General features: G+C 70.5%; 10 protein-coding genes, 1 tRNA gene and 1 pseudogene. 3 read left to right on the top strand and 9 right to left on the bottom strand.

All coding sequences use genetic code 11. The annotated features are described in order from the left end of the window. Positions 1–69: 69 nt before the first annotated feature. The 4 genes from AB0O21_RS36755 to AB0O21_RS36740 form a co-directional block, all read right to left on the bottom strand. Entirely contained in the window at positions 70–3,399 is a 3,330-nt protein-coding gene (locus AB0O21_RS36755) for a serine protease (RefSeq protein ID WP_365179100.1), read from the bottom strand. Between the two features lie 6 nt (positions 3,400–3,405). Then, positions 3,406–3,705, bottom strand: a complete 300-nt coding sequence (locus tag AB0O21_RS36750; protein WP_365179097.1) for a CU044_2847 family protein — start codon at positions 3,703–3,705, stop codon at positions 3,406–3,408. Positions 3,706–4,419: 714 nt separating this feature from the next. Next, positions 4,420–5,430 (bottom strand): sigma-70 family RNA polymerase sigma factor, encoded by a 1,011-nt coding sequence (locus tag AB0O21_RS36745; RefSeq protein ID WP_365179094.1) that lies wholly within the window; start codon positions 5,428–5,430, stop codon positions 4,420–4,422. Further along, positions 5,417–5,707: a hypothetical protein gene (locus tag AB0O21_RS36740; protein ID WP_365179092.1), complete on the bottom strand. Its 291-nt coding sequence runs from the start codon at positions 5,705–5,707 to the stop codon at positions 5,417–5,419. The genes AB0O21_RS36745 and AB0O21_RS36740 overlap by 14 nt, the downstream gene beginning before the upstream one ends. Positions 5,708–5,866: 159 nt before the next feature. On the opposite strand from AB0O21_RS36740, the pseudogene AB0O21_RS36735 reads away from it, so the two are divergent. Further along, positions 5,867–6,340: pseudogene (locus tag AB0O21_RS36735) on the top strand (tyrosine-type recombinase/integrase); the annotation flags it as partial. A gap of 98 nt (positions 6,341–6,438) precedes the next feature. On the opposite strand, the gene AB0O21_RS36730 reads toward AB0O21_RS36735, so the two are convergent. Beyond that, positions 6,439–6,512: transfer RNA gene (locus tag AB0O21_RS36730), tRNA-Pro, on the bottom strand. Between the two features lie 202 nt (positions 6,513–6,714). Here AB0O21_RS36730 and AB0O21_RS36725 point away from each other — a divergent pair. After that, the gene (locus AB0O21_RS36725; protein WP_365179089.1) at positions 6,715–7,101 is read left to right on the top strand and encodes a DUF309 domain-containing protein; all 387 of its coding nucleotides are present in this window, start codon (positions 6,715–6,717) and stop codon (positions 7,099–7,101) included. Here AB0O21_RS36725 and AB0O21_RS36720 read toward each other — a convergent pair. The 3 genes from AB0O21_RS36720 to AB0O21_RS36710 are packed head-to-tail and all read right to left on the bottom strand — an operon-like array spanning position 7,098 to position 9,942. Continuing rightward, complete coding sequence (locus AB0O21_RS36720; protein WP_365179086.1) at positions 7,098–7,721, bottom strand: LUD domain-containing protein; 624 nt, start codon at positions 7,719–7,721, stop codon at positions 7,098–7,100. The genes AB0O21_RS36725 and AB0O21_RS36720 overlap by 4 nt on opposite strands. Then, entirely contained in the window at positions 7,718–9,190 is a 1,473-nt protein-coding gene (locus tag AB0O21_RS36715) for a lactate utilization protein B (protein ID WP_365179084.1), read from the bottom strand. Before AB0O21_RS36715 ends, AB0O21_RS36720 begins: the two co-directional genes overlap by 4 nt. Then, a complete protein-coding gene (locus AB0O21_RS36710) occupies positions 9,187–9,942 on the bottom strand; it encodes a (Fe-S)-binding protein (RefSeq protein WP_365179081.1) in 756 nt (251 codons plus the stop codon). The genes AB0O21_RS36715 and AB0O21_RS36710 overlap by 4 nt, the downstream gene beginning before the upstream one ends. 18 nt (positions 9,943–9,960) lie before the next feature. Between AB0O21_RS36710 and cobF the strand changes: the two genes are divergently transcribed. Further along, complete coding sequence (gene cobF / locus AB0O21_RS36705) at positions 9,961–10,713, top strand: precorrin-6A synthase (deacetylating) (protein WP_365179079.1); 753 nt, start codon at positions 9,961–9,963, stop codon at positions 10,711–10,713. Here cobF and AB0O21_RS36700 read toward each other — a convergent pair. Further along, positions 10,700–11,902, bottom strand: coding sequence for an aminotransferase class V-fold PLP-dependent enzyme (locus AB0O21_RS36700; protein WP_365179076.1), 1,203 nt, complete (start codon positions 11,900–11,902; stop codon positions 10,700–10,702). The two genes, cobF and AB0O21_RS36700, sit on opposite strands and share 14 nt — an antisense overlap. Positions 11,903–11,954: the final 52 nt, after the last annotated feature.

The raw sequence follows: 11,954 nt of genomic DNA, 5'->3' as shown, positions 1-11,954 counted from the left end.
CCACTCGCTACGACAAAACCCGCGAGTCCTACCAGGCAGCCGTCACCATCGCGTCCCTGTTCCTCTGGCTCAGACCCCTTTGAAGACACGCCCTAGGTCCTCGCGCAGACCGGGAAGGGCCGGGTGGTCCGCCACGAAGACCAGCACTTGGGCCACGTGCCCGAGTGACGCCATCGCGTGGAGCAGCTCCCGCCGATCGGCTCGCTCCGGGTCTTTCAAGAGCAGGGCAGCGAGGTCCCGCAGAGTGTCGGCGCGAGTTTGGTCGTCGAGGCGAGCTAGCAGTCTGCCGAGCGACGCGCGCGTGAAGTGCTGCGCGCCGTAGGCCATGACCATGGCCGCGACCTCCCCCGGGTCTCCCGAAAGATAGGGCATCAGTTCGGGCTCTACGGCCAGCAGTCTGCCGAGCGCCAGCTCGGGCTCGACGGTCATCCGCCTGGTCCGTTCCGCATGGGCAGCCAGCTCACGCCTGTCCATGATCAGGTTCTGCTCCTGGATCAGGAGCAGCGTAGCCAAATTGAACTTCTGATCGTTGATCGCACGTTCCTTCCTGCGCCGGACCCGGTTGAGCTCGCCGTCCGCTTCCTCCAAGATCTTCCGGGCCTGAACCGCCAAGGCGTCCTGGCTGATCTGTGGCCAGTCGGCGTCCGGGATCCATGGCGCAACTACTTTCAGCAAGTCCGTCTGGGCCCAGACACCGGCTACCGACGTTGGAGCGAGGGGCGGGTGAGCACCTAGGAGCCGGAAGGCCTCCAAGGCCGGGTCCCGACCGATGGCGGCGGCGGCCGTCTCGCGATCGATCTGCTCCGCCATCGCCTGGACGGTTCCCCGGGCCCGGTCGGGGGGCTCGCTTTCCGCGAGGCGGAACAGGGTGCGCACGAGGCGGGCGCGTGTTTCGCCTGTCACGACCCGGACGAGTTCCAATGCTGCCGCGACATGAGCCTGCTGGTACTCGTGCGGGAGTGCCGACAGGACGGAGAGCGCACGGTCCACCTGACCGGTGCCGGTCAGGTGGAGGGCGTATCCGACCAGCGCCTCGGCGACGGCCTCCGGCTCGCCCTCTTCCTGCAGAGCCGTGCACAGGACGGCCGCGTGTTCGGTGGCGGCCCGGCTCAGCTCGGGCGCGACCAGCCTCAGTGCGTGGCCACGCTCGTATGGCGTGGTGATGCTCTGCACATAGGCGAGTGCCTGCCGGTCCGTCCACAGGCTGTGGTGGCGCAGCTGCGCCACCAGCCCGGGGGTGATCAGGGCCGCGTTGACCGAGGTTTCCACGATCGCGGCCTGGCAGGCGATCTGCTCCGGTAGACGAGTGGCCATTCGTCCAGAGGCAATCGCGTCGTCGTTCTCCGCCTCGGCTGCCAGGAGGGCCCTGCGTACGTCGCCCAGGTGGCCCTGGAACTCCTCGGTCGCGAACTCCCAGGCCGCACGCCAGTCGGCGCCGGCCAGCGCGAACAGTTCCGCCGCGGAGGCGTAGGCCCGTTCCAGGTGCGCTCCATAAAAGCGCACTGGGTAGGTGTGCGCCGCCCGAGCGGCCTCGCCGTCCTGCCGGACGGCCTCCAGAGTGGAACGGCCCCAGGAGAGGTACACGTCGTCATAGGTGCTCAGCTCGCCGTCCCGCGCGAGCTCGCCGCGGCGGTGCTCGGCCAAGCGCGGATGAGAGAGCGAGTAGGTGGTGTCGGTCGGCGACCTGGCGCTGTCAGTGATGACCCATCGGCCCAGATCGTGCAGGGCTGCGTTGAGTTCGTCCCCGCCCAACAGCCCGAACTGTTTGGCGATCCACAGGAGATCGAGTCTGCGGATCGGACCAAGAGCGCACGCCAGGAGGCTGTAGAGCTGTCCGACTCGGGCCCCTCTGGAGGCGATCGGCCCCCGCCAGAGCAGCTCCTGGCCCGCCCACCAGCGCTGCATGTAGCCGTCGAGACCGTACGGAGCAGGCAGGTGCTCGAGATCGGCAAGCCAGGCAGGCCGGTCGGACGCATCCTGCAACTCTTGCAGGTACAGGCCCAGAACCAACGCATCTCCATGCGTGACGTGATGGAGGATCGGCCTGGCCCGGTCCCGGAGCGTCTCCTCCAAGGGTGGCTTGAGACTCCGCAGCGCAGCGGCCACACCATCCTCGGTCAGCGGCAGGAGGTGAAGGCTCGCAGTGCTCCCGGGCGACCAGCCCAGGGCATCCCTCCATGCCTCGGTATCCGGGCGCTGCGCGGTCAGCCGGGCCGAGACCGCCACGTGCACACCGCTGCCGAAGCCGGCGGGGCGCAGCAGGGTGGGTGACACATCCCATCCGAGGCTCTCGTCGAGCCCATCGACAATCAGCACGAGTCGGCCTTGATGCGGCGCGGGCAGGGCGAGATAGTCCGCGAGCCGGTCGCGTAGCTGGTCGATGCTCGCGGCCTGCGTTGCCATCGGGTCTTCGTGGTGCAGAACGGCCAGTCTCGCCACGGCCGCCTGGAGGACGGCGTCCGCGCCGCCGATGTCGTGGCGCGCGCTGATGGGCACGAAGAGAGATGATTCCTCGTCCGACGGGGTGTTCGCCAACTGCTGCCACCAGCGCGCCAGCAGGGTGGACTTGCCGGCACCCGATGGCGCGGTCACCAGCATGCACGGCGGACCGTCGGCCGAGCGCAGCCAGGCGTCGAGCCGACCGAGCTCGGCGGCGCGGCCGCCGAACGGCCGGTGGTCGACGGCCGTTCCCAGTTGGTCGGCAAGGAACTGTTCGATTTTCGAGGCGGACGGCAGGTTGCGGCGTGGCGGCACGAACCGGAGAAGGTCTGGCCATCGCCGGGTCACCAGATCAACAGGGGTGGCGTAGAAGGTGCCGCCGAGCGCTGTCCCGTCTGGACGCGGCGGGTTCCAGCGGACGACGCCCACCGCGTAACCCGGTCCCGTTCCCACATCGGCACTCGTTCGGAACAGGACGGGCCCGCCGCTCAGGCCTTGCAATGCCTTGCCCGCCGCGGCCTCGGATGAGTACAGCTTCAGACTCGGCACCCCCCCGAAGATCGTAGTGTCGGGAGTGACGACGACTGCGCGGACATGGTCCAGATCGCCGGAGAACGGCCTTGCCAGCGGCCAACCGACCGCCAGAACCGCGTCATCGACAGGGAATCGAAGAGCACCCAGCGGGACGGATCTGAGGTTCGCCGGAGGCGAGGTGATCCGGAGAAGAGCGACGTCGAGCTCTGCGTCATGGTCTTCAAGCTCGAAGAACGTCGTGGCGCCGTCGGCGAAGACCAGTCGACCGGTGGCCGTGGGCTGCTCGCCGGAAGCTGCGCACCCACTGGAGGGGCACAGAACGTGCCATGCCGTCAGGGCGTATTCATCGGAGATCACGAAGGCCGACCCAACCCGCCCCGCGGGATCGTTGTCCGGCACGAGCCGACCGACCGCGATCGAGAACACCGGTGCTCACCCCCGCGACGGCTCACTCCGCCGGAACGACAGAGTGACTGCGAACCCTCCGGTCACCGAGGCTCTGGCCAGCACGACGCCTGATGCGGCCTCCAGCTCGACCGAGAACTCCATGTCTACCGCGTCGAGGCCCCAGCCGCCCTTCGCAAGGTCAGAACTGGCCACGAGCCGGGCGCGCAGACCGTCCGCCACCTCGTTCACCGTTGCGGCCAGCTCGTCGATCCGCTCGGCGAAGCGCTCCCGCAACGCTCCCCCGGCCAGGTTTCCCAGGTCATTCGGGTCCGGTACAACTGCCACCTGGACGGAATCAAAATCTGGACATCGCTACTCCCGCCATGGACTGCGAGCCAAATGGTCCACTTCCCATGATCCGACCGGATCTCCCCACCGGCAAACCGTCCGGGTCTGTCGACATGCACCAGCCTCGCCCGGGCAGCTCCACTCCGCCCAGCCCCTTCATCGCCGAGCTTCACCTGGTAGCAGCCGCGAACCCGACAGCAATACCGACGAGGAACCGACGCAACCTCAAAGCCCTGCGCTGCACTGACGTCTACTCTGCGCACGACAGCAACCTCCCCATTCCACTCACCAACCGCCAGCCGACCAGCATCGATCCACGGTGGGCCCACATCCCTGGTTGACGAAAAGAGAGCCCATCGGATGAGCGGATAAGGCCCCTGGAGCCCGCCTGACGGGACGCCTCACCAACAGGCCGAGGGACTGTCACGCTGTGTGCTTTTGGCCTCGACCACAGAAGGTGCGCCCACGTGATGCGGGCGGTCGAAGTCCGGCGCACGGGAGCTACTCCGCACCACCCCCGGTCCCAGCCACCGTGCTCGCTCTCCCGGCTCGGGCCGGGCGGCCCTTGTGCACGCAAATTGGCTAGATGATCCGCACCCGTCCGGTGAGTTGTTCCATGAAGGAAGGGGAGTGAGCCTGGAGCCTGCATGACACGGCGTCCATAGTTCTTTTGGGGCCGGCGGAAGGCCGGCCCCTGCATGAGGTCACCCGTCAGTACCGGCTCTTCGTCGCGTCGAGGATGATCACGTTGTTGCCGTTCTCGCTGATGCTGACGCCGGTGACATACCTGGTAAGGGGCAAGAGCATGTAGAGCGGGATGACGGAGCCTTCTTGTCCCTCCGGCACGTAGACGCGCCCCTTCCTCAGGACCGCTTCGTTGATCCAGCGCTCCCTGATACCCAGGCAGGCGGCGTAGTCGGCAGGCGTCGGGAAGTCCTTTCCCACATCCTCCCTGACCTGCTGCTGCATTCTGAGCAACTTGTGCAGGACCAGGTCGCGGCGCAGGGCTAGCGCATTGCCTCGGTACTTTCCCAGACGGGACTTGATCAACAGCATTCCGATGGCCGCCAAGGCGGCGACGGCTCCGGAGAAGATCTCGGTGAGGTAGTCCTCGGATGGCCCTGCAGGGTCAGGCGCAGGAAAGGTAAGGGTGGGTACGTACGCGGCCACGAAGAAGAAGGCCGCTACGAGCATGGTCCCGAGGGCGGTGGTGAGTGCCTGGGTGGCTCGGGCGATGTGCCGTCCGATGGTTCCTCGGTGGAGCCGGGTGGCCTGGGCGAGTTCCTCATGGGAGTAGCCGACACCCTTGGACAGCAGGATGAGTCGGCGCTGCTGCGGGGACATCTCGCGCAGTGCCTTCTCGACGTCGAGCCGGCCGGCGACGTCGTCTTCGACCTGTGACACCCACAGCACTTTGCCGCCGGCTGTGCCGGGTTCGGTCGAGTCGATCGGATCGGCGACACCCCGGCGCCTGGCCTCGTCTCGCACCTGGTTGGCGATGACCCTGTAGACGTAGGCGCCCAAGTCCTCGATGGGCTTCTTGTCCTGGTTGACCAGCGCGATCACGATCGCGTTCTGGACGATGTCCTCGGCGCCGACCCGGGAGGCCGGTATCCCGGCCTCCTTTAGGCACCGCCTGGCGTGCCGGACCAGCACCCTCCCGTTCTTCTCGTACATGGCGACGACGTCGTCCTCGAACGAACCCCGGTCAGGCTCGGGCATTCCTACCCCCGCTCCGTACGGCCTTGGCCTCGGCCTCGGCCAGTACCCCGCCCATACGGGCGCGGATGATCTCGGCCTTCCCCTTCGCCTCCTGCCGGGCGGCCTCTCCGCGGGCCCTGATCAGGAGGGCTTCCCCCTGCGCCCGGTTACGGTCGGCCGCGCTCTTGATCAGCTTCGTCATGCCCGAAAGCAGCACCACCGCCAGCGCCACCAAGACGAACTCCATCTCAGATCCCTTCATGTTGACCCCGGCGGCCAGCTTCCGGGGATCGTTCACTGAAGAAGGGGAGACGCACGGCCTGCTGCATGACACCGCAGGCACTCTTGTTTTGGCCTCAGCCACAGAAGGTGCGCCCACGCGATGCCCGCGGCCGAAGTCCGGCCCGCGGGGCCATACTCCGCACCACCCCCCGCACCAACCACTGCGCTAGCGGGGACCGTACGACGGCAGACCACCCCCGCCCAAGGCGGGCTCGTCGACAAGGCCACCAAGGGAAAGCGCGCCCGCAAGGTACCCCTGATCGAGGAAGTACGGCCGATGGTTGCCCAGCGGCTGCTGGCCGTCGGCAATGACCCCGATGCCCGGATCTTCTTCGGACCGCGTGGCGGTCGCATCTCCACTGCGGTCCTGCGCGACGCCACTCACTGGGACGACGTCGTCGCGGAACTCGGCTTCGAACACCTACGACGGCACGACCTGCGCCACACCGGACTGACCTGGTTCGCCGACGCCGGCGTGCCGCTCCACGTCCTGCGCAAGATCGCCGGGCACGGCTCGCTGACCACCACTCAGCGGTACCTGCACCCCGACGCCGGCCAGATCACCGCAGCTGGTGCCGCGCTGTCTGCGCACCTCATGGTGCTCCGTGCACCTCGTTCGCTGCCAGTCACGGTCGTCACCGCAATCTGACCCGCACTGACGCCCTGGTCCCCAACTGGTCCCCAAAAACGATCAAGGGGCCGTTTTGGATTGCTCCAAAACGGCCCCTGACCTGCGACTCTTACGAGTCGGGACGACAGGATTTGAACCTGCGACCCCTTGACCCCCAGTCAAGTGCGCTACCAAGCTGCGCCACGTCCCGTTGTGCCTGTGATCTGGGGTTTTCCCCTCACCGCCGGGCACATGCAGAACATTACCCCACGCTGAGGGGTGCGCATGCACCGGTAATCGGCCCGGGGGAGGATGTGTGGGTGAACGCACGGGATCGGGATGTCGACGGGCGGGCGCGGAGCGCTCGGCCCAGGGATGGGCTGGGGCGGCCGTTGCCCTACGGGGCGCCGGGGGTGGAGCGGCAGCCCGAGGGGGTGGTGCGCTCGCCCCGGGAGACCGTGCGCGAGGCGCAGCGGCTGCTGGACGCCGGGATGCCCTTCCACGCGCACGAGGTGTTCGAGGACGCGTGGAAGTCAGGGACCGAGGCCGAGGCGCCGCTCTGGCGGGGGCTCGCCCAGCTCGCGGTCGGGCTGACGCACGCGGCACGCGGGAACGCGGTCGGCGGGGCGCGGCTGCTGCGGCGCGGGGCCGATGGCCTGGCCGGGCGGGGCGAGGCGTACGGGATGGACGTGGCGGGGCTGGTCCGGTGGGCCCGGGAGCTGGCGGGCCGGGTGGCGGCCGGGGAGCGGATCGACCCGGCGGGCGAGGCACCCCGGCTGATCCCCCCGCCGGGCGGCTAGGGGCCGAGGAGGATCACTTCCAGGGTGCGGGGGCCGTGCACGCCCTCCACCCGGTCCAGTTCGATGTCGCTGGTGGCGGAGGGGCCGGAGATCCAGGTCAGCGGGCGGGTGGGGTCGAGGCGTTCGAGGGCCTGCGGTACGGAGTCCACGAGTTGCCCGGGGACGCGGACCACGCAGATGTGGTGGTCGGCGATCAGGGTGATGCGGCGCCGGCCCTGGTCGGGGCCGCCGTCCAGGACGATCGTGCCGGTCTCGGCGATGGCGAGGGCGCAGCCGGTGACCACGCTGTCGACCCGGTCGAGTTCGTACGGGGTGGACTCGGCGCGGTCGTGGACGCGGGCCGGGCCGGCCGCCGCGAGCCAGTGCGGGGGCAGGGCGGGCGGTACGAGGACCGTCCGCGAGCCGTGTTCGGCGAGGAGCCGCGTGAGCAGCGGGGCGATGCCGTCCTCGTCGGTGCGGTGGACCTTCGCGCGGTACTCGGTGAGGTTGGCGGCGAGCAGGTCGGCGCTCTCGGCCGGGGTGCGGGCGCCGTGGACCCGCAGGTAGTCGCGGGGGACTTCGGCGTCCGGGCCGGAGGCCGCCCGGCGGATGCGGGCCAGGATGCGGTCCTTGCTGCTCACTGCGGGGTCTCCCGTTCGCGGTCGGTCCACCAGTCGCGGAAGGACCGCGCCGGGACGGCGGGCAGTTCGCGCGTGTCGGTCCAGGCCCGTCCGGGTCCCGGGAGCCGGCGGGGCGCCAGCCGGCGGGCCCGGGCCAGCAGCCGCTCGCCCGCGCGGAGGGCGGCCGGGCGGTCCAGGAGCAGCCGGGCGGCGCGCATGGCTGCCCGTTCGGCGGTGTGGCCGTGTGCGGGGCGGATCCGGACCCGGATGCCGTCGCGGGTCACCGGGCCGCCCTGGGCCACCCGTTCGCGCAGGTGGACGAGGACCTCGGGGATGTCGATGGCGACGGGGCAGACCTCGTAGCAGGCCCCGCACAGCGTGGAGGCGTAGGGCAGGGTGGCGTCGATCTCGCTGCCGGTGCCCCGGAGTTGGGGGCTGAGGATGGCGCCGATGGGGCCGGGGTACACGGAGCCGTAGGCGTGGCCGCCGGCGCGTTCGTAGACGGGGCAGACGTTGAGGCAGGCGGAGCAGCGGATGCAGCGCAGGGCCTGGCGGCCGGTCTCGTCGGCGAGGGTGTCCGTGCGGCCGTTGTCGAGGAGGACGAGGTGGAAGGCGGAGGGGCCGTCGCCATCTGTGGTCCCGGTCCACATCGTCGTGTACGGGTTCATCCGCTCGGCCGTCGAGGAGCGCGGCAGGGTCTGGAGGAAGACCTCCAGGTCGCGGAAGGCCGGGACGACCTTCTCGATGCCGACGACCGAGATCAGGGTTTCGGGCAGGGTCAGGCACATGCGGCCGTTGCCCTCGGACTCGAAGACGACCATGGTGCCGGTCTCGGCGACCATGAAGTTGGCTCCGGAGACGGCGACTTTGGCGCGCAAGAACTTCTCGCGCAGGTGCAGGCGGGCGGCTTCGGCGAGCTCGCGGGGTTCGTCGCCGAGTCCTTCGGGGGCGGGGCGTCCCCAACTGGCCATCTCGGAGCGGAAGATGTCGCGGATCTCGCCGCGGTTGCGGTGGATGGCCGGGACCAGGATGTGTGAGGGCCGGTCGTGGCCGAGCTGGACGATGAGCTCGGCGAGGTCCGTCTCGTAGGCGGCGATTCCGGCTGCCTCGAGGGCCTCGTTGAGGCCGATCTCCTGGGTGGCCATGGACTTGACCTTGACGACCTCCCGCTCCCCCGTGGCCCGCACCAGGTCCGTGACGATGCGGTTGGCCTCGTCCGCGTCGGCCGCCCAGTGGACGGTGCCGCCTGCCGCGGTCACCGCTTCCTCCAACTGGAGGAGGTAGCGGTCGAGGTGACGGAGCGTATGGTCCTTGATCGCCTTTCCGGCGGCCCGCAGCCGGTCCCAGTCCTCCAGTTCGGCCACGGCCCGGGCCCGCTTGCCGCGGATGGTGTGCGTGGCGTGGCGGAGGTTGGCGCGCAGCACCTCGTCCCCTACGGCCTCCCGCGCGGCGGCGGGGAAGGCCGGCATGCCGAGATACGTACCGCTCATGGCAGGGGGTCCTCCTCGGTCGCGGCCAGGATCTCCGCGAGGTGCACGGCCCGCATCGGGGCGTCCGCGCGGCGCAGCAGGCCGTCGAGATGGGCCAGGCAGGAGTTGTCGGCGCCGCACAGCACTTCGGCCCCGCTCGCTGCCGCGTTGCCGATCTTGTCGGTGCCCATGGCGGCCGACACGTCCGGGTTCTTGACGGCGAAGGTGCCGCCGAAGCCGCAGCACTCCTCGGCGCCGGGCAGTTCGACCAGTTCCAGGCCCTTGACGGCGGCCAGCAGGCGGCGCGGCCGGTCCCCGAGCCCGAGGCTCCGCAGCCCGTGGCAGGAGGGGTGGTAGGTGACGGTGTGCGGGAAGTACGCGCCGACGTCCGTCACCCCGAGCACGTCGACGAGGAACTCGGTCAGCTCGTACACGCGCGGCGCGAGGGAGCCGGCCGCCTCGGCGAGTGCGGTGCCGCGGCCCTCCCCCGCCGCCTTGCGGCCGATGCGCGGGTAGTGCTCGCGGATCATCGCGGCGCAGGAGCCGGAGGGGGTGACCACGTACTCGTACCCGGCGAAGGCCTGCGCGGTGCGCCGCAGCAGGGGTTCCGTTTCGCGCCGATAGCCCGTGTTGTACTGCGGCTGGCCGCAGCAGCTCTGGGCCTCCGGGAAGTCCACCTCGACGCCGAGCCGCTCCAGGAGCCGTACGACGGCGATGCCGGTGCCGGGGTACAGCGCGTCGTTGACGCAGGTGACGAACAGGGCGACGCGCATGATGGGCACAATAGCCGGGTGAAGAAGTTCTCAGTGATCGGCATAGGCGCGGGCGACCCGGACCACCTGACCCTCCAGGCGGTCAAGGCGATCGGCGCGGCGGACGCATTCCTCATCCTGGAGAAGGGCGAGGAGAAGGCGGATCTGACCGGGCTGCGGCGCGCGATGCTCGAAGAGCACGCCCGCCCCGGCCACCGGCTGGTGGAGGGCCGCGACCCGGACCGGGACCGGACGCCCGCCGACTACACCCCGACGGTGGACGGCTGGCGCAGCGCGCGGGCCGAGCTCTTCGAGCGGTTCATCGCGGGGGATCTGGCGGAGGGCGAGACCGGCGCGTTCCTGGTGTGGGGCGACCCGTCCCTGTACGACTCCACGCTCGCGATCCTCGACGAGGTGCTGGAGCGGGGCCGGGTGGCCTTCGAGCACGAGGTCGTACCGGGCATCAGCAGCATCTCCGCGCTGCTGGCCCGGCACCGGACCAACCTGAACCGGGTCGGGCGGCCGGTCCAGATCACCACGGGGCGCCGGCTCGCGGAGGGCTGGCCGGACGACGTGGACGACGTGGTGGTGATGCTGGACGCGCGGCACGCCTTCACGGCCCACCTGGACCAGGACCTCTTCATCTACTGGGGCGCCTACGTGGGCACCCCGGACGAGATCCTGGTCTCGGGGAAGCTGGCCGAGGTCTCGGGGCGGATCGAGGAACTGCGTACCGAGGCCCGGGCCCGCAAGGGCTGGATCATGGACACGTACCTGCTCAGGCGCGCCTGAGGTACGACGGCAGGACGGCGGCGAGGCGTTCGTACTCCGCGGGGCGGTTGTAGATCTGCCCGCAGACGCGGATGCCGCCGCCGCCCGGCCAGGGCCAGACCAGCACCCGGATGCCCTGCTCCGCCGCGATCCGCTCGCGCAGCTCGGTGGCGTCGTCCCGGGTCTCGGCGACGCCGGGCGGCAGCCGCAGGGCGCGCATGGCGAGGGCGTCGGCGTGCGGCAGCGGGGTGATGCCGGGGAGTTCGGCGAGCAGGGCCGCGCCGTGGGCGGCCAGCGCGCTGTTGTGGGCCCGTACCTTGCCCGCGTCGAGGCGTTCGATGAGGTCGAGGCCCTCGGGGGCGGCGAGCCAGCCGGTGTAGTCGACGGTGGCGCGGTACTCGATGGAGCGCGGGAAGCCGTGCTCGTCCTCCCAGGAGGGCACGTGGGCGCGGATCCGGCGGCGGTGCTGCGGGGCGACCGCGAGGAAGGCGCTGCCGGACGGGGCGTAGCCCCACTTGTGGAGGTTGCCGAAGTAGAAGTCGGCGCCGCCGGCGAGCGGGTCGGCGAGCATGCCGGGCGCGTGGGCGCCGTCGACCACGCTGGTGACCCCGCGCTCCCGCAAGTCGGCGAGGAGCCGGGGCGAGGCGATGAAGCGGGCGGTCGGCGAGCTGACGTGGTCGAGGACGGCCACCTTGGTGCGGGAGGTCAGCGCGGCGAGCACGGTCTCGCGCACGGCGTCCTCGTCGGGCAGGCCTGCGTCGAGGGCGACGGTGGTGACCGGGGCGCGGCGGGCGGCGGCCGCGACGACGGTGCCGTAGCCGTGGTCGGTGACCAGGATCTCGTCGCCGTCCGCGAAGGGGATCGCGTCGAGGGCGAGGTTGGCGCCCTCGGTGGCGTTGGAGATGAGCGCGAGGCCGTCGGGGTCGGCACCGAGGTGCGCGGTGATCCGGGCGCGGGCCTCGGCCAGCCGGTCGGCGACGGCGATGAAGAAGGCGTCGGGGTCGGCGTGGGCCTCGGCCCGCAGCGCCGCCTGGGCCTCCTGGACGGGGACGGGGACGGCGCCGAAGGAGCCGTGGTTCAGGTGGGAGACGCCGGGGGCGAGGCGGAACAGTGCCTGCCCGCCGGGGAACTCGGCGGGGCACTCGCCAGGGGTCCCGGCTGGCAGGCCGCCGGGGGACTCGGCCCCGTCGGGACGGATCGGCACGATCACGGGTCCTCCGTGGATGCGGAGCGGGATGTCGCTCGGGATGCGGAGCGGGGTG

The sequence above is a fragment of the Streptomyces sp. NPDC091371 genome (assembly GCF_040684275.1).
GTDB lineage: Bacteria > Actinomycetota > Actinomycetes > Streptomycetales > Streptomycetaceae > Streptomyces.
The sequence above is the reverse complement of the archived record's forward strand: the minus strand, read 5'-3'. Positions and strand labels throughout refer to the sequence as shown.